A 17647-nucleotide genomic window follows, 5' to 3' on the forward strand; every position below is an offset into this window, starting at 1 on the left:
TGGAATTCTGATGAATTCCACGGTGAATGTCGGCTTGATGGGGCTGGCTTGCCGGGAGATATAGCCTGCTTTTAGTGTATATTATGGAATGAGGGATGTTTTATTCGACTTCGAGGGTCAGGTATCTGCCGCGGGGGATAGGGGCGGAGAATTTAATGTCCAGGGGCGTCTTGAAGAGGGGACCTCCTGTTACGAAGGTGTGGTATTCTCCGTTTTCCCCGCAGACGTCGATGTTATCTTTTTCCATAGCGGCTATGAGGTCAGTGGTCAGGGGCAGGCCCAGGTAGTCAGGGGACATTCGTTCGGTGTCTACTACGGTGATGTGGGGGGTGAAGCCTGCCTCAAGGAATTCCAGGACGGCCTGCCTGCGGCTTTTCTGCCAGAGCGGAAAGCATGGCTGGAGGCCGGTGTTCTGGCAGCGCGCGCTGCACCAGGCCAGATGTTCTTCCAGGTCGATGTCACCGAAGACACAGACCTCGGCTCCTGCTGATTTCTGAGTCAGGAGTTCTTTTTCGAAATTTTTTTCGTAATCCTCCCCGCTTGTTTTGATCAGGTTGATAGGAAGGCTCATGGATGTCTCAAGTTTATGGATGACTTGGGGGCTGATTCCGTGGAACCAGCTGCGTTCACGGTCTGTGTTGTAGGTCATGATCAGACCCATGGGAATCATGCCGGACTGTATTGCTTTGTAGATGGACAGGGTGCTGTCTTTTCCGCTGCTGTAGGATGCAACGAATTTTTTACCTTTTAGCTCATTCATTTGTTTTCCTCCGGATAATAGTGAAAGGAAACAGCCTGCGGCTCGATTAAGCCGGTGTATTTCCTATATGAATAGCCGTCTATGGGACAGCCTGTAAACGGTAGATATGATTTAGTATAACATAAAAGAGACAGTCAGGCACTCGTGATACCGGCAAGAAAATATAATTTTAATGAATTAAGCAATTGCAGAAAAGGAGATGCAATTCCTCTCTTTATTAAAAGCAAAGTTTCCATGTTCCTGGAATCGTGTTATGATGGAAGAAACAAAACGGAATATCAAAATAAATTATACAGACTAGGAGGAATATGCTATGAAACTTGCAGAGGCATTACAAGAGAGAGCCGATATAAACCGGAATATCGAACAATTAAAAAAACGTCTAAATAATAATGTATTAGTACAAGAGGGAGAACAAACAGCAGAAGACCCGGAAAAACTAAAGCAGGAATTAGATAATTCACTTGAGCGTCTGACATATTTAATCGCCCATATCAATCAGACAAATTGTGAAACTAAAATTGATGGCGAAACACTAACAGAACTTATAGCAAAAAAAGATACGCTTTTGCTGAAACTTAGTGTATATAAAGATATTGTTTATTCTGGAAGCCAGACATCATATCGGGCAAGAAACACGGAAATCAAGATAAAATCTGCTATTTCTGTGAGTGGCTGGCAGACAGAAATCGACAGGCTGTCTAAAGAATTACGGCTATTGGATAATAAATTACAGGAAACCAACTGGAACACGGATTTGATAGGGGAATGATTGTTTGGTAGCAGAAGCAGAGTGAATGTCACGCGGCGACAGCGCAAGTCGTATCTGGCGAACATTGAAGAGCAGATGTGAGGTTCGATTCCTCAAGGATTGTTAAGCTCCGACCGCGCACAAATGTATCGTGATCAATAATTGTTATTACCAGACATTGGCTGCATCTGTGAGGGTGGGAACGGGGAATTTATACAATCATTATGTAAGATGGACGTAGACGAGTTAGAAAGATGCAAAGATTGCGCGAAAATACAAGACAATCCATTCAATAAAAAAGCCGGCCGAGCCGGTTAACGATTCCATCCAAATAAAAAAGTCATGGCACCTAACTTTTCCACAAAACGACTCAATTCGCCACCCCCGCCCAAGATCCCCCGTGCAGAAGGAGGTGTCTCCCGTCATGATGCGACCAGCTGTGGGGAATTGGAATATGCCGGCTCCGATTTTGATTAGCGGCACTTATGCCCTGATTCCGCATCCAGGAGAGGCATATTCCAATTCCGCACAGCGGCCCCCATACCAGCCCCCCGCCCCCGCTACACATAATCGAAATCATCGGGCCCCTTAAACCAGCTGCTCCGTCCCAGATGCAGTATGAAGCACAGTACCGCCATGGAAAGATACCCAATCATAAAAGGTGATTTCGGATAGAACCCCAGAGCCGCGCTGTGTATAAAGCCAAAGAAGGAGAGCGCTGCCCCTGCGAGCGCTGTTACCGCCGCCAGATTTAATTTTTTATCTATAATAAATGCGGTCATGGTTCCCAGCAGGATTCCGATAATGATGGCTCCGGGTTTGACCGCCGGGACACCGTTCCACATAACGCCTGCATCAAGCAGGGACTGGGTGACGTCCGGTGTGTATCCGGAGTATCCTGACGGAAGTGTTTCCGTCCAGACATTGGCAAGGCCTGCGGCTCCCGTGATCTGCGTGAACAGGTAGTCTGCAACCGGCGGGATCATGGCGATTCCGACTGCAGCATAGTGTTTTTTGCTGCAGTCCTTGAAGGCCTGGCACACCATAACGATGGCGCACCATAGATAAGTGACGGCACAGACGGCCGGCGGTACCAGGCTGCTCAGGAAGGTGAAGAGCCCTAGCAGTCCGGCAAGGCCCAGCACCAGACCGGAGATGAAGGAATAGCCGATGCCGGCCTTTGCTTTTTTCAGTCCGGCATGTCCAAGCCACACGGTATTCGGTACGACGCCTCCAAATATGGCAGAGATCATGGTGCAGACACCGTCTGCAAACTGCGCTTCCCGTACATGATAGTTGTCCCCGGCGGCGTTTGCAGCCTCTACATTGTCCATTGTCTCGATAAAGTTATAGATCTCAATCGGGATGATAATCGTGAGATAAGGAGCGACTATGGCAAAGCCGCTTAACAGATGCTGGATGCTGTTTACCGGGTTCGGAAAATAAAAGCCGATCCCGCTGAAATCAAGGCTGGTCCGCCCCAGACAGAAGGCATAGACGATGCCGCCCACGATTGCGACCACAAGCGGAGGAATCTTCCCGGGAAACAGGTAACCGCCGAATACGCCGATCAGGGCAAGAATCAGGATCGGCATGCCGATGACCGGATCGCTGAATACGTCAAATACTCCCTGTGTCGCCATCCAGATGAATCCGATACCGGCGACGGTTCCGAGCAGTGCAGCCCTCGGGATTTTTCTCTTCATCCAGGGGCCGATGAAACCGCCGAAGAATTCGACCGCACCTCCCAGAAAGCAGGCTGCAATGGCTGCGGACCATGCCAGTTCCGGATCCTCCAGAGCGTAGTGAAGCGGCATGATTACACCGTAGAGAATTACAAACATGGCAGGGGTGGAGACTCCGGAAGGCAGCGCGGTCACATCCGAACGCATTTCCCTTTTAGACAGCCTGTATGCCATAAAGGCGTAGTAAAAGCCACTGAGCATCAGGCCGATTGACATTCCGGGGATGACTCTTCCGTATACAATCTCGTCCGGCCAGCCCAGGACACCGGATAAAGTAGCGATTACGATCAGATAGTTTACAATATTATTGGTGATGGAATAAGCCATTCCCCCAATATCTCCTCTTTGGAATAAAGGAACAAGCGCCTTCTTCTCTCTCAATACCCCGCCACCTCCATCTATTCTGCTTCCACAGGAATAAAGTCAAACTTTGTTACGTCGAATAAGCCCATATCGGTCAGCTTTATTTCCGGGATGACTGCCAGTGACATGAAGCACAATGTCATAACAGGTTCTACATCTCTGCTGATTCCCAGCTCTTCATGGGCGGCCTGGTGAATGCGTGTCAATTTATCATCTACCCACTCCCCGCTCTGGTCGCTCATCAGGCCGCCGATGGGCATGGGCATAGATTCCGTGACATGCCCGTCTTTTACAAGAACGATTCCGCCGTTTTGGCGGATTAACTCCTGTACGGCAAATTCCATATCCTCGTCGGTTACGCCTACGGTAATGATATTATGTGAATCATGGGCTACAGATAAAGCGGCTGCGCCTTCCCTGATTCCGTAGCCCCGCAGAAATGCGGCGGCAACATTTCCGGTCTCCTGGTGGCGCTCAATCACGGCTATTTTCACAAGATCCACATCGGGGTCTCTGACAAAGTCACCGGTCTCATCCAGTTCGACGTTGGCAGTGCCTTTTCCGGTTACTACGCCGCCTGGTAGAATGTCTATTACGTTAACATGTCTCGATTTCAGATGCATTTTCAGTTTGTTTTTTGAAAAATCTTTCACATGAAAGCTTCCTTTAACCGATGAGATATCCCGCTTTTCAACCGGAAGCAGATAGTTTCCTTCCGCAGCGGCAAGGGTTCCCCCAATCCAGACTTTGGAGACGGAGAAGTCTCTCAGATTATCGAGCAGTACGATGTCCGCGCGTAGGCCCGGTGCGATGGCTCCGCGGTCGTAAAGACGGAAACATTCCGCTGCATTCAGGCTTGCCATTCGGATCGCGGTAATTGCATCGATCCCCTCCTCCACGCAGATGGATAGATGATTGTCCAGATGCCCCTGTTCCAGAATCGTTTTGGGCTGGAGGTCGTCGGAGCAGAGCAGACAGCGCCGGTTGTTCATAGGGGTCAGACCCTTAAGCAGAGTCCTCAGGTTGTGGCATGCGGAACCCTGCCTCAGGAGTACATACATTCCCCGGGAAATGCGGTCCAGCATCTCCTCCACAGTGGAACATTCGTGGTCTGTGTGGATCAGAGCGGCGGCATAGGCATTCAGATCCCGGCCCGAGACTCCGGGGCTGTGGCCGTCTATCAGTTTTCCAATTTCTTTTGCGGTCATAATTTTATCGAGATCGCTTTCACACCCATGAATCAGACCGGGGAAGTTCATGTACTCCCCGAGGCCCAGGATTCTTTCGTCCTGAATCGGGCCTTTCATAGCCTCTGCATCTATATTGGCGCCTGCATGTTCAAAGGGAGTGGCCGGGACGCAGGAGGGAAGCATATATTTGATATCCAGGGCAGTGCCTTTGGCGGCCTGCAGCATGTAATCCAGGCCTCGGATTCCGCATACATTTACGATTTCGTGTGGGTCGGCGATTATGGTAGTGGCACCGTGGGGAACCAGAAGGCGTCCAATCTCTTCCGGGCTTACATAGGCGGATTCGATGTGAATATGGCTGTCGATGAAGCCGGGGACTGCATATTTTCCTTTTGCGTCTATTTCTTCCCGTCCCTCATAGTTTCCGATTCCGGCAATCAATCCCCGGATCACTGCAATATCGCCCTCAATGATACTGCCGTTTAAGACGTCAACAATCCGGCAGTTCTTGATGACGATATCCGCGGTGTTTCTGCCGGCCGCTGTGTCGATCAGTTCCTTCAGAGCCTCTTTGCTCATTTCATTCATGCATATTCCTCCTTGCTGGAAATCATTATGGACAATTGTTCTATTGTAACCGTTTAGGCAAGCCTGAACTGTTACATTCTGTTCTATTGTTCTCTCAGATTTAAAATCGGATCAAAAATAGTCAGATTTGTATAATCAACAGGCCCCACATCAGTGATTGCGTAATCCGGAATCGCGGTGATCGGGAGGAAGAACATATACATCAGTGGTTCGGACAGCGTAGAGCCGAGCTCCTGCGCCGCCTTGTTCAGACGCTTTTCCTGTGCTGCGATGGTTTCCGGTTCTTCATCGCTTGCAATACCGCCTACCGGCAGCGGCAGGAATTCCAGAATCTTGCCGTCCGCGGCAACGACCTGTCCGCCGCCCTGCTCGATCAGATAGTTCACGGCGAGCGACATGTCCTCTGCACTGACTCCCATCACGATCAGGTTATTGTCATCCGGTGCGGCGGAGGAAGCCATGGCTCCCTTTTTCAGGTTCCAGCCGGAACAAAAAGCGAGGGAACGGTTGCCGTTTCGTCCAAACCTTTCCAGGACGGAGACGAGAGCCACATCCTGTTCGGGATCGGGAAGCACAATCCCGTTCTCTACCTTTAAGACAACGTCTCTTCTCTTGCGTACAAATGGCCCCTGGACATCCATTGCCAGTACGTCGGCTGTACCATTTTGGATGGAGGTTTTGTATGAAAAGTCTGCTTTTGTTGTTTTCTTACATTTCAAGACACTTTTGAGGACAGAACTTCTTTCCGGCGCTTTCAGTTCAAAGGCAAGCCTGCCGTCTCTCGCGGCGGGGCGGCCGTTGGCAATGACTGCCTCCACATGGAATTCCTCCGGCGAATCTACGAGCAGAATATCCGCAATTCTTCCGGGAGAGATGGAGCCGACCAGATGATCGATGCGGTAAGCTTCCGCGCTGTTTATGGTACCCATCTGAATTGCCGTCATAGGATCCACGCCTGCGGCTATTGCCAGCCGGACAACATGGTCCAGGTGTCCCTTCTCCAGCACATCCGTAGCGGTTACGTCGTCCGTACAGAAGCTGACACGGCGAGCCATCATAGGGTTGACTTCCGTGACCGCGCGGATATTTTCCGCCAGAAAATGTGTAACAGAGGATTCACGGATCAGCATATGCATACCTTTCCGAATCTTCTCCACAACTTCTTCGTGGTCATAGCTTTCATGGTCCAGACGGACGCCGCCGCAGAGATAACCGTTTAATTCCTCCCCCCTGGCCATCGGTGCGCATCCGAAAACAGGGAGGCGGTTTTTAAACGCCTGTTCAATCGCGCCCAGTGTATCTTCGTCTTCTTCCTGAAGAAATTCCCGCACGGTTTCCCATACCCCGAAGCATTCCGGCCACTGCTGCACCTGTGCATGAACTTCCTTTTTAAAGTTGAAGGCTACCGTAGATTCCGGGATTGTATAGGGGGTTTTGAACGGTGCACCCCAGAATACTTTGAGCGGACTCTTCTTTACTTCCGCCAGCACTTCCTTCAGTCCGTCCAGTCCGGATACGGAAATGTACTCGTCCAGCCCGGATATGATGCTTGTTGTGCCGCGGGGTACTACGGCCTTTGCAAAGCTGGTGATGCTGAGTTTGCTGCATTCGCTGTGGATATGTCCGTCAATCAGCCCGGGAACCAGGTACTTTCCGGTCGCATCGATGACTTTTGTCTCAGGTCCCATATAGTGTTCGATATTCCCGACGGCCGTAATCATATCCTTGTAGATAGCAACATCTGCGGGATAGATTTCGCTTGTCATGACATTAACCAGGAGGCCTCCTCTAATGGCAATATCTGCAGGAATGATCCCTCTTCCTGCACGAATCATTTCTTTTAAATTTTCGATGGTTCTTTCCATATAAATCCTCCCGTTTATGGATACTTTAAAATGGGTGAGTAAAGCGTACACTCATGTATGATAGAAGAAGCAGGGTATAAAAAATAAAAAAAGCAGATAGATGTAAATATGATAGCAGGGCTTCAGCGTGCTGCTTCTGGCGGTTTTGTCTATCCATCATATCCTGTAACCGATAGGAAGTAGTTTTGCCGACGGTGTTGATATTTATTCAGGAGCGGGGCGCAAAAAAAATGCTTGCAAAACTATTTTTTTGAATGGATTACCAACGAACGGACAGTAGTTGAAACTGAGCACGCCCGTAGGATATGAACAGGAACACCTTTCTTTCTGGATTAGTGACAAAAACGTAGACGTTTGCTTGTGTGCAGGCACAACGCATGATAAAATATAACAAGTAAAAGAATATGAAAAGTTGGACTTATATCCCCGCAAACTGGGACAACATCTTGCAACAAGCAATTTTCAGACGCGCTCAAGTGGGATGTGGATTTCCGGCGGAGAGGGAAGGAATGAATAAAATGCGGGAATTTTATGAGATCGTCGAAGAAAATCCGGTGATCGCGGCAGTGAAGGATGAAGAAGGTGTGGAAACATGCTGCACCATGGAAGAAGTGAAGGTGATTTTTGTACTTTACGGGGATATCTGTTCTATACCCGGTATTGTGAAGCGGATCAAAGAGGCCGGAAAGACCGCTTTGGTACATATCGACCTGATTACCGGGCTGAGCGCCAAAGAGGCGGCAGTTGATTATATAAAGAACAGTACCTCCGCCGACGGGATTCTGTCCACAAAACCGCTGATGATCCAGCGTGCTAAGGAATTGTCTATGTATGCTGTGCTGCGCTATTTCGTCATAGATTCCATGGCCATTAAGAGCATAGAGAATCTGGACAGGCAGCGGGGCAAAAAACCGGATTTTATCGAGGTCATGCCGGGAGTGATGCCCAAAGTGATCCGGAAGATATGCAGAAGCAGCCGGATTCCGGTCATTGCAGGCGGGTTGATTGCGGATAAAGAGGATGTGATGGGGGCCCTGGAGGCGGGGGCTGTGGCGGTATCGTCAACCAACCGCAGCGTATGGGAATTATAACGCGTTCAAGAATTGCGGTATGTATGGGAAGAAAAGCATATGCAGATATCATAAAAAGGAGGGTTTTACTATGGCAAGGTATGTGATGGCGCTGGACTCGGGGACAACCAGCAACCGGTGTATTCTTTTTAATGAAAAGGGGGAAATGTGCAGTGTGGCACAGAAAGAATTCACACAATATTTTCCGAAGCCGGGCTGGGTAGAGCACAATGCGGAGGAGATCTGGTCCAGCCAGCTTGAGGTGGCACAGCAGGCAATGGCGAATATCAATGCAACGGCTGCGGATATAGCAGCCATTGGTATTACTAACCAGAGGGAGACGACGATCGTCTGGGATAAGGAATCCGGTGAACCGGTTTATCAGGCGATTGTATGGCAGTGCAGGCGGACATCTGAGTATTGTGACAGCCTGAAAGAAAAAGGGCTGACAGATAAATTCAGGAAAAAAACAGGGCTGGTGATCGACGCCTATTTCTCCGGGACTAAGGTAAAGTGGATTCTGGACAATGTGGATGGGGCCCGGGAACGTGCCGGGCGAGGGGAGCTTTTATTTGGGACAGTTGAGACATGGTTGATCTGGAAGCTGACAAAAGGGGCGGTTCATGTAACGGACTATTCCAATGCCTCCAGAACCATGCTGTTTAATATCAATACGCTTCAGTGGGACGCCGAGATACTGGCGGAGCTTGGAATACCGGCCTCCATGCTTCCGGAGGCGAAGCCGTCCAGTTGTATATACGGTGAGGCGGATGCCGGGTTTTTCGGGGCGCCCATCCCGATTGCGGGGGCGGCAGGAGATCAGCAGGCAGCGCTTTTCGGGCAGACTTGCTTTCAGAAAGGCGAGGCCAAGAATACATATGGAACTGGATGTTTTTTATTGATGAATACTGGGGAGAAGCCCGTCTATTCCGAGAATGGGCTTGTGACCACAATTGCCTGGGGTATGGACGGGAAAGTCAATTATGCACTGGAAGGCTCCATTTTTGTAGCAGGTGCGGCGATCCAGTGGCTGCGGGATGAGATGCAGTTGATTGATTCGTCACAGGTGTCCGAATATATGGCCCAGAAGGTGGAGGACACAAACGGGTGTTATGTGGTTCCCGCATTTACCGGCCTTGGAGCGCCTCACTGGGATCAGTACGCCAGGGGAACCATCGTGGGCCTGACCCGCGGTGTAAACAAGTATCATATTATACGCGCCACTCTGGAGTCTCTGGCATATCAGGTAAATGACGTGCTGCGCGCTATGGAGGCTGATTCCGGGATAAAACTTTCTGCACTGAAGGTAGACGGCGGCGCCAGCGCAAATAATTTTCTTATGCAGACACAGGCTAATTTGAGTAATGCCCCGGTAAAACGTCCGCAGTGTGTGGAGACGACCGCCATGGGAGCAGCTTATCTGGCCGGGATTGCTGTGGGATACTGGAAGAGTAAGGATGAGGTGCTTACAAACTGGGCCATCGACCGGGTATTTGAGCCGGATATTGAGGCTGATACGCGGGAAAAGATGCTCCGGGGCTGGAACAAGGCTGTGCGGTACTCATACGGCTGGGCAAAAGAAGAATAAAGACAGCGCAGTGAATCAGCAGCATCAGATCATTTGCAAAAATATGGATATGTGAAGACATATAGAAATGTGAGGCAGGACATGAGCAGGGTTAAAAATGAACCAAAGATCAAAAATGCATTAATAACGGCCATCCGGGAACAACTGGAGCACAGAGCAACCTGGCTTTATCTGCTGTGTGATGAGGCAGAAAAAAGAGGCCTGGACAAAAAAGATTTCGGTAGCGCCGCAATCAAACGCTGCGGGCTTACCCAGGGAGCGGCACTGGTGAAAAAGGGCGGCACAAAAGATTTCACAGGACTCAGGAAAACCTTATTCACAAAACCAGCCCAGTGGGTATTTGAAATGAAAATCCGAAAAAGCACGCCAGAAGTATTGGCAATAGATTTCCATTACTGCCCGCTGGTAAAAGCGTGGCAGAAGGCGGGATGTTCCGATGAGGAAATCTCTAATCTGTGCGATATAGCCATGTGCGGAGACCGGGGAATCGGAGAAGCATATGGGGGAAAACTAAAGCTATTAAAGAGCATTGCCAAGGGAGATGAGGTATGCAGATTATATTACCATAAACCGGATATTAGCTGACGAGCTTAAGTCTCGGCAGCGGATGGGGCCTCCGAAACGATGGCAGAGTATTAATTAAAACGGTGGAACCGCTCTAGGCCAACTCAGTACAACCAAACGAATTAATCCGCCGCCACCGTAACGGAACCCCACCCAGAGGGTAAGCTTTACCTATCGGCCGGAAGTACCAGCTGAAAAACCGGGAAGCCTGGCCCATGGCGGGAGCATCTATGCCCGTTTAAAAATCCTAGAGTTTTCGTTAGAGGCCCTTAAGGAAAAAACACAGAAAATAGTGGGCAGAATTTGACGTCTCACGTCAAATTCTGAAGCGGCCTAAGGCCCGAAATTATCAAATTTCGGGCTGCATGCCGCTGGCCCGCTATTTTCTGCGTTTTTTCCTTTAGGGCCTCTTACGTAAACGGAGCGGACTTTTAAACGGGCATAGATGCTCCCGCCATGGGCCAGGCTTCCCGGTTTTTCAGCGTCCCTCCTCCAAAAAAACAAAAGTATCCCCCCTAATTTCCGGTTGTAATTTGGGGGAGGGGGGCGTATAATATATATAGAAATAAATAACTTATGCCGATGAGAACAGAGCCTGGCAGATAACATATCAGCGATATGTTTGTTTGCGGGCTCTATTTTTTTGTCTTTAAAGACAAAATACTTTTCTGCATCCAGGAGGGATGAAATATGTATGATGTGATTATAATTGGAGCCGGTGTTTCCGGTGCGGCGGCAGCAAGGGAGCTGTCCAGATATAAGGTGAAGGTATGCGTTCTGGAAAAATCAGAGGATGTATGCTGCGGGACATCCAAAGCTAACAGCGGGATCGTTCATGCCGGATATGATGCACGGCCAGGTTCTCTAATGGCCAAGCTGAATGTGGAGGGAAACCGCATGATGGGGATGCTGTCAGAAGAGTTGGATTTTCCGTTTCAGAGAAAGGGATCGCTGGTTGTATGCAGGAATCAGGAGGAGCTTCCGGTTCTATTGAGGCTGCAGGCACAGGGAGAAGAGAACGGTGTGGAAGGCCTGGAGATTCTGAACAGGGAACAGGCGATTGCACTGGAGCCCAATATAACGGAACAGGTGGAGGCCGCCTTGTATGCACCTACGGCCGGAATCGTTTGTCCTTTTGGACTGAATATCGCAATGGCTGAAAATGCTTGTGCTAACGGCGTGGAATTTCGGTTCGATACAGAAGTTGATGCGATTGAGAAGTTGGAAGGCGGTTTCCTTCTCAAGACAGATTCCGGTGATTACAAAGCACGGTATGTGGTAAATGCTGCGGGTGTGTATGCGGACCGTTTCCATAATATGGTGAGCAGCAGGAAGCTCCATATCATTCCGAGAAAAGGAGAATATTTCCTGCTGGATAAAGGGGCAGGAGATCACGTTTCCAGAACAATATTTGCCCTGCCTGGGAAATTAGGAAAGGGAGTTTTGGTCACGCCGACTGTGCATGGGAATCTGCTGGTTGGGCCTACGGCGGCAGATATTGAGGATAAAGAAGGAACGAATACTACAGCGTCAGGGCTTGCTGCGATTTACGAGAAGGCCGGCCAGAATGTAAGGGATCTGCCTCTCAAAAAGGTGATCACCAGTTTTGCCGGGCTGCGTGCCCATGAGGGCGGAAATGACTTTATCATAGAGGAGGCTTCAGATGCCCCGGGATTTATCGACTGTGCGGGAATAGAATCTCCCGGCCTTACCAGTGCACCGGCTGTGGGGCTTATGGTGGCGGATATTCTGCGGGATAAGATGCACCTGCAGAGAAATCCTGATTTTCAGGGGAGGAGAAAGGGGATACTGAATCCAGCGCTGCTCTCCATAGAAGATAGAAATAAACTGATTCTGAAACAGCCGGCCTATGGACATATTATCTGCCGGTGCGAAATGATTTCCGAAGGGGAGATATTGGATGCCATACACCGGCCGCTGGGGGCGCGTTCACTGGACGGCGTGAAGCGCAGGACGAGAGCCGGTATGGGGCGGTGCCAGGCCGGATTCTGTTCGCCGAGAACGATGGAGATTCTGGCAAGGGAACTGGGCGTATCCATGGAAGCGATTACAAAGGCCGGCGGAAACTCCGGACTGATTGTGGGGACGAATAAAGATGTGCTGTAGATGGATTGGCATCACATGTAACAGTCAAGGCAGGCATGAAATGTGATCATCAGATCAGCAGCAAGGGGAAGATGAACTGGAAGTTTGCGGACAGCGGGAGGATATAAAAATGGAGAAATATGAGATCGTGATCATCGGAGGAGGGCCTGCAGGACTGGCAGCGGCAGTTTCAGCCAGAAATGCAGGAATAAAGAGCATTCTGATCCTGGAACGGGATAAGGAGCTGGGGGGAATTCTGAACCAGTGCATCCATAATGGGTTCGGTCTGCATACCTTTCAGGAGGAGCTGACCGGTCCGGAATATGCGGCGCGCTTTGAGGCGCGCGTTTTGGAACTGGGGATTGAATACAGACTGGAAACAATGGTCATGGACATCAGCCGGGAGAAGCTGGTTACTGCCATGAACCGGGAAAGAGGCATGTATCAGATTCAGGCGGAGGCCATCGTCCTGGCCATGGGATGCAGAGAGCGTTCCAGAGGTGCGCTGAACATACCGGGCTACCGTCCGGCGGGGATTTATTCGGCCGGGACGGCGCAGCGGCTTGTGAATATGGAGGGGGTTCTGCCCGGCAGAAAGGTTGTGATACTGGGATCCGGGGACATTGGACTGATTATGGCGAGAAGAATGACGCTGGAAGGCGCAGAGGTGAAAGCAGTGGCGGAGCTGATGCCATACTCCGGAGGGCTGAAGCGGAATATTGTACAGTGTCTGGACGACTACGGCATACCACTGAAGCTGAGCCACACCGTAACAGATATTAAGGGAAAAGAGCGCGTGGAAGGGATAACGCTTGCGGCGGTTGATGAAAAAGGAAGACCCATTCCCGGAACAGAGGAGGACTACGAGTGCGATACGCTTCTCCTGTCGGTTGGCCTGATTCCGGAAAATGAATTATCCGGGCAGATGGGAGTGGAGCTAAACTCCGCCACCTCCGGGCCGGTCGTGAATGAAAGTCTGGAGACCAGTGCGGCGGGAGTCTTTGCCTGTGGAAATGTTCTGCATGTCCACGATCTGGTAGATTTCGTATCAGAGGAGGCGGAAATGGCAGGGCGGAATGCCGCACATTATGTGAAGAGGCATGTGGATAAGTCCAGCGAAAACAGCGGAGGATATGAAAAAGTGATTCTAATACAGCCGTCAGGCGGGGTGCGATATACTGTCCCTTCATTTATAAGACCGGATCATATGGGGGATAAGCTGACAGTAAGATTCCGGGTTGGCAGTGTGTACCGCAAGTGTTATGTCAGCGTCTATCTCGGGGAAGAAAGAATCATTCACAAAAAACGTCCTGTAATGGCTCCGGGGGAGATGGAAGAGATCAGGCTGGAGAAGTCCCGTCTGCTGTGTTGCAATGGAGATGAAACAATCAGAATTCGGATAGAGGAGGCATAGAAATGGAGAAAAAAGAACTGATCTGTATCGGCTGTCCCATGGGATGTGCCTTAACGGTGGAGACAGAGGGAAATGAGGTTCTGTCCGTGACGGGAAACACTTGTCCACGCGGGGAAAGCTATGCCAGAAAGGAAGTGACGAATCCCACCAGAATTGTGACCACAACGGTCAGGATGAGAGACAGCCGTGAGAAGACGGTCTCTGTAAAGACGGAGGCGGATATTCCGAAAGATAAGATATTTGAGTGCGTAAGGCAGCTGAAGGGTGTAGAAATGAAACCTCCTGTGCATATAGGGGATATCGTTCTGGAGAATGCTGCGGGAACCAGAGTAAACGTGGTGGCTACCAGGGAAGTGATTTGCTAAAAACCGTTACTGGCGCAGATAGCGGGTACTATCACAGGAATTTAGAGTATGGACTACTAGTGGGAATTTAAACAAATATAAACTTATCGCTGCGGTAAATGGTTCTGGCCACCTCAACAACGGTTTTGGAGGGAAGAGTGACGCAGCGGCAGGTGAGAACAAGGCTGGGAGCGTACCCCTTTATCTGCAGAAGGGAGCGCTCCTTTTTGCTGAGAGAAGAGACCGTAAGCTGCCGGTTCTCTGTATGCAGATTGAAATAGCCGCAATTATGGATATAGTCATAGACCGAAGTAATCGAGGCGCCGTCCTCCTGAATGCAGGGGAACAGATCCTCAGCCATATAGCTGATATGTATGGCAGCAGGCTCCCCATCCAGAATACGCAGGCGGGTGATCTTATAAATAGGCTCTTCGAATTCCACACCCAGCATGCTGTGAATCAGAGAATCACCCCGCAGTTTCTGGCATCCCATATTCCGGGTCTCAAAGGAAAGATTGAGATCCGCCATCTTGCTGGAAAAACTACGGTCCTCCATAGAAAGCAGAATCTTATCCCGCCTGCCGGAAAAAAAACTGCCATAGCCCTGCATGGCATAGATATAACCCAGTTCCTTCAGCCGTTCATAAGCCTTCCGGATCTCAGAGCGGGGTACGCCAAATCGAACGGCCATTTTATTTTCGCTTGGCATCTTATCGCCCTTCTTGTATATATTTTCCTGAAATTCCTGAATAAGAACATCAACAATGGACTCCCATGTCCAGTTTTTCTTCATATGAGTACACCTCCGCATATATTCTGACAATGAAGAGCATGGGGGTCAGACCCCTTTGCAAAGGGGTCTGACCCCCATGCTCTTCTGCCTGTTTTCCCCTCGATTATAGCAACACTATCTTATGCTTACAATAATATTCAGACAACTTTACGAAGAGTTTACGCAACCCAGTTGGCAACTTTACATTCCTCCCATAAGATGCTCAGAGAAGCAAAATATGGTTGCGATGCACGCCCCACAGGCCGTGAATAGCAGCAAAATATGAGAACTTATACAAAGGCAGATCAGGAGGAATTGTTATGACGAAACGGGAGATATCCGTAATTCTGGCAGGAGCTTCCCAGAAGGAAATTATTGAAATTGCCGCGGCGATTCAAGAAAGCTGTGAGATTCAGATTATGAAGCCGCCGCAGAAAACACTTGTGATGGTAAAAGCCAGGGAATCTGTTAAAAAGTCTCTTTTCTATCTCGGTGAAGTGCTTGCATCAGAATGTATGGTGCTGGTGGATAGTGCCAAAGGCGCGGCGGTACTTGCAGGGGATGATTTTGACAAGGTGACGGCGGCAGCTGTCATTGACGGGTTTCTGAATCTGCCGGATAAAAAGGCGGAGAAGGAGCAGGTACTCGGGCAGATTCAAAAGCTTGGCAGACAGCAGGTGGCCGAACGGGCAAAGTTAAATCGTGCGCTTAGAAAATCCAAGGTTAATTTCAATGTAATGGGAGAATAAAAAATGGTGAAGGAATTAAAACTTGCATATGAGTTTGATTTTGTATTTGACGGACAGAAGGTATTCAGAGAACTGCTCCATGTTCTGGCTAACCCGGGAACAATCGGCAGTATTAGAAACCAGGCTGGTAAATTTGCAGGCAGCCACCAGGCTTTGATGGCGCTGGGGTGTACATTGCTGGATAATGAGGAAACAATGTATGTGGAAAAGAATCCAGTTCTTTCTGCGGATTTACACAGCCTGACACTGTGCCATGAGACGGATCTGGATAAGGCAGACTATATCTTTCTTTCCTCCGAGATGAATTACGGTTCCATGGAACAGATTTTGAAACATATAAAACACGGGACGTATGCCGATCCCCAGCAGTCAGCTACGGTGTTTTTGCAGTGTACGGAGCTGGCAGGCAGAGACTCCATGACACTGGAGGGTCCCGGCATAAAAGACAGACTTACTGTCCATGTATGTCCCTATATAAAAAAAGTCACCGCCCTGCGTCAGAGCCTGCAGATTGAATATCCGCTTGGGGTGGATCTGGTATTTGCGGATCTTACCGGAAACATGATGGGCGTTCCGAGGCTGTGCAGGCTGATATAAAAAGAAGAGTACGCAAGAAAATAATAGGAGGCAGACATATGGCTTATGTAGCAGTTACCGGCGGCAGAGAGGCAATTGAACAGTCCTTGAAACTGCTGGAAATATTCAGAGAGGGCAAAGAAGATATCAGCGTGTCATGTATAAAAGAAAATATGGCGCTGTTAGTAGATAAGATTATGAGCGAGGCTGGGTTTTACTCAGAAGAGTATGCTGCGCTGGCGCTGAAGCAGTGCCAGGGGAGCGTGGAGGAAGCGGTATTTTTACTGCGGGCCTACCGTTCCACCCTGCCGAGAAATTACTATTCACTGCCGATTGATACTGGAAAAATGCGGATTCTGCGGAGGATTTCAGCTGCCTTTAAAGATATCCCGGGAGGGCAGATACTGGGGCCTACATACGATTATTCACATCGTCTTCTGGACTTTTCACTGATGGAAGGCACTATGGAAGATAATATAGAAGGCAATATAGAAGGCAGTATAGAAGACAATACGAAAGTCACCGAAGAAGACCATTTAAATTATAACAAAGCGCTGGAAGTGCAGGAACAAATAAAAAAAACAGAGGCAGATGACGGCGCCGATATCCGATGCAGCCGCGTGACAGATCTTTTAAAAGCAGAGAATCTTCTGGAGAATACGGAGGAAGATAATACCCCGCCCTTTGATGTGACCAGCAGCCTGCTCACATTTCCTGCCCCGCGCAGCGCCAGGCTGCAGACGTTTGCGAGAAGTGATGCAGGATTCCTGGGAGGAGTGGCATACAGCTCCATGCGCGGATATGGGGCTGTGCATCCGACCGTGTCCGAGCTGCGGTGCGGATATGTGGAAGTATGTATCCCCTATGCACTGAATGAGGAAGAAGAGATCTGTATCGGAGAAATCCTCGTGACCGAAGTGGAAGCATTAGTGCCCTCCCACACAGAAACAGATGAGGAATTTGATAAGATGACGCTTTCCGGAGGATACGGCCTGATTTTCGGCAGAAATGAGAACAAGGCCATTGCCATGTCGATTGCAGATGCGGGACTGGAAACAGAGGGAAGCACCCCCTCCCAGGATGAGGAATTTGTTCTCACCCATGGCGATTGTCTCGAAATGAGCGGCTTTATTTCCCATTTAAAGCTGCCGCACTATGTTACTTTCCAATCAAAGCTGGACAGAGTCAGATAGGCAGTGCCA

The 17647-nt window shown here is 49.6% G+C and carries 15 protein-coding genes; 10 read left to right on the forward strand and 5 right to left on the reverse strand.

The features are described 5' to 3' along the window. Nucleotides 1–100: 100 nt before the first annotated feature. Entirely contained in the window at nt 101–760 is a 660-nt protein-coding gene (locus MWG26_RS05850; RefSeq protein ID WP_025655122.1) for a Dph6-related ATP pyrophosphatase, read from the reverse strand. 313 nt (nt 761–1073) lie between these two features. Between MWG26_RS05850 and MWG26_RS05855 the strand changes: the two genes are divergently transcribed. Next, a complete protein-coding gene (locus MWG26_RS05855; RefSeq protein WP_025655123.1) occupies nt 1074–1532 on the forward strand; it encodes a DIP1984 family protein in 459 nt (152 codons plus the stop codon). Between the two features lie 539 nt (nt 1533–2071). Here MWG26_RS05855 and MWG26_RS05860 read toward each other — a convergent pair. The 3 genes from MWG26_RS05860 to MWG26_RS05870 form a co-directional block, all read right to left on the reverse strand. Then, a complete protein-coding gene (locus MWG26_RS05860; protein WP_025655124.1) occupies nt 2072–3637 on the reverse strand; it encodes a hypothetical protein in 1566 nt (521 codons plus the stop codon). Nucleotides 3638–3654: 17 nt separating this feature from the next. Continuing rightward, the gene (gene ade / locus MWG26_RS05865) at nt 3655–5388 is read right to left on the reverse strand and encodes an adenine deaminase (RefSeq protein WP_025655125.1); all 1734 of its coding nucleotides are present in this window, start codon (nt 5386–5388) and stop codon (nt 3655–3657) included. A gap of 92 nt (nt 5389–5480) precedes the next feature. Next, on the reverse strand, nt 5481–7262 hold the full coding sequence (locus MWG26_RS05870) for an adenine deaminase (protein WP_025655126.1): 1782 nt from the start codon (nt 7260–7262) through the stop codon (nt 5481–5483). A gap of 509 nt (nt 7263–7771) precedes the next feature. Here MWG26_RS05870 and MWG26_RS05875 point away from each other — a divergent pair. From MWG26_RS05875 to MWG26_RS05900, 6 genes are all read left to right on the forward strand, one after another. Beyond that, on the forward strand, nt 7772–8353 hold the full coding sequence (locus MWG26_RS05875; protein ID WP_025655127.1) for a glycerol-3-phosphate responsive antiterminator: 582 nt from the start codon (nt 7772–7774) through the stop codon (nt 8351–8353). A 70-nt stretch (nt 8354–8423) separates the two neighbouring features. Beyond that, nucleotides 8424–9920, forward strand: a complete 1497-nt coding sequence (gene glpK / locus MWG26_RS05880; RefSeq protein WP_117440753.1) for a glycerol kinase GlpK — start codon at nt 8424–8426, stop codon at nt 9918–9920. Nucleotides 9921–10001: 81 nt separating this feature from the next. Then, complete coding sequence (locus tag MWG26_RS05885; protein WP_025655128.1) at nt 10002–10505, forward strand: L-2-amino-thiazoline-4-carboxylic acid hydrolase; 504 nt, start codon at nt 10002–10004, stop codon at nt 10503–10505. Nucleotides 10506–11174: 669 nt separating this feature from the next. Beyond that, nucleotides 11175–12611, forward strand: coding sequence for an NAD(P)/FAD-dependent oxidoreductase (locus MWG26_RS05890; RefSeq protein WP_025655129.1), 1437 nt, complete (start codon nt 11175–11177; stop codon nt 12609–12611). A 109-nt stretch (nt 12612–12720) separates the two neighbouring features. Continuing rightward, the gene (locus MWG26_RS05895; RefSeq protein WP_025655130.1) at nt 12721–14004 is read left to right on the forward strand and encodes an NAD(P)/FAD-dependent oxidoreductase; all 1284 of its coding nucleotides are present in this window, start codon (nt 12721–12723) and stop codon (nt 14002–14004) included. Between the two features lie 2 nt (nt 14005–14006). Then, entirely contained in the window at nt 14007–14369 is a 363-nt protein-coding gene (locus MWG26_RS05900; RefSeq protein WP_025655131.1) for a DUF1667 domain-containing protein, read from the forward strand. Between the two features lie 67 nt (nt 14370–14436). Here MWG26_RS05900 and MWG26_RS05905 read toward each other — a convergent pair whose 3' ends face one another. After that, nucleotides 14437–15141, reverse strand: coding sequence for a GntR family transcriptional regulator (locus MWG26_RS05905; RefSeq protein WP_025655132.1), 705 nt, complete (start codon nt 15139–15141; stop codon nt 14437–14439). Nucleotides 15142–15440: 299 nt separating this feature from the next. Between MWG26_RS05905 and phnG the strand changes: the two genes are divergently transcribed. The 3 genes from phnG to MWG26_RS05920 are packed head-to-tail and all read left to right on the forward strand — an operon-like array spanning nt 15441 to nt 17638. Continuing rightward, entirely contained in the window at nt 15441–15869 is a 429-nt protein-coding gene (phnG, locus tag MWG26_RS05910) for a phosphonate C-P lyase system protein PhnG (RefSeq protein ID WP_025655133.1), read from the forward strand. Nucleotides 15870–15872: 3 nt separating this feature from the next. Then, nucleotides 15873–16466, forward strand: coding sequence for a phosphonate C-P lyase system protein PhnH (phnH, locus tag MWG26_RS05915; RefSeq protein ID WP_025655134.1), 594 nt, complete (start codon nt 15873–15875; stop codon nt 16464–16466). Nucleotides 16467–16504: 38 nt separating this feature from the next. After that, nucleotides 16505–17638, forward strand: coding sequence for a carbon-phosphorus lyase complex subunit PhnI (locus MWG26_RS05920; RefSeq protein ID WP_025655135.1), 1134 nt, complete (start codon nt 16505–16507; stop codon nt 17636–17638). The last annotated feature ends 9 nt before the right edge of the window (nt 17639–17647 follow it).

The organism is Faecalicatena contorta (assembly GCF_022835095.1).
GTDB lineage: Bacteria > Bacillota > Clostridia > Lachnospirales > Lachnospiraceae > Faecalicatena > Faecalicatena contorta.

Excerpts from the sequence above, each read along its gene's own strand:
- MWG26_RS05850 (WP_025655122.1), bottom strand. The coding sequence starts at position 760 with ATGAATGAGCTAAAAGGTAAAAAATTCGTTGCATCCTACAGCAGCGGA.
- MWG26_RS05855 (WP_025655123.1), top strand. The coding sequence starts at position 1,074 with ATGAAACTTGCAGAGGCATTACAAGAGAGAGCCGATATAAACCGGAAT.
- ade (WP_025655125.1), bottom strand. The coding sequence starts at position 5,388 with ATGAGCAAAGAGGCTCTGAAGGAACTGATCGACACAGCGGCCGGCAGA.
- MWG26_RS05870 (WP_025655126.1), bottom strand. The coding sequence starts at position 7,262 with ATGGAAAGAACCATCGAAAATTTAAAAGAAATGATTCGTGCAGGAAGA.
- MWG26_RS05875 (WP_025655127.1), top strand. The coding sequence starts at position 7,772 with ATGAATAAAATGCGGGAATTTTATGAGATCGTCGAAGAAAATCCGGTG.
- glpK (WP_117440753.1), top strand. The coding sequence starts at position 8,424 with ATGGCAAGGTATGTGATGGCGCTGGACTCGGGGACAACCAGCAACCGG.
- MWG26_RS05885 (WP_025655128.1), top strand. The coding sequence starts at position 10,002 with ATGAGCAGGGTTAAAAATGAACCAAAGATCAAAAATGCATTAATAACG.
- MWG26_RS05890 (WP_025655129.1), top strand. The coding sequence starts at position 11,175 with ATGTATGATGTGATTATAATTGGAGCCGGTGTTTCCGGTGCGGCGGCA.
- MWG26_RS05895 (WP_025655130.1), top strand. The coding sequence starts at position 12,721 with ATGGAGAAATATGAGATCGTGATCATCGGAGGAGGGCCTGCAGGACTG.
- MWG26_RS05900 (WP_025655131.1), top strand. The coding sequence starts at position 14,007 with ATGGAGAAAAAAGAACTGATCTGTATCGGCTGTCCCATGGGATGTGCC.
- MWG26_RS05905 (WP_025655132.1), bottom strand. The coding sequence starts at position 15,141 with ATGAAGAAAAACTGGACATGGGAGTCCATTGTTGATGTTCTTATTCAG.
- phnG (WP_025655133.1), top strand. The coding sequence starts at position 15,441 with ATGACGAAACGGGAGATATCCGTAATTCTGGCAGGAGCTTCCCAGAAG.
- phnH (WP_025655134.1), top strand. The coding sequence starts at position 15,873 with ATGGTGAAGGAATTAAAACTTGCATATGAGTTTGATTTTGTATTTGAC.
- MWG26_RS05920 (WP_025655135.1), top strand. The coding sequence starts at position 16,505 with ATGGCTTATGTAGCAGTTACCGGCGGCAGAGAGGCAATTGAACAGTCC.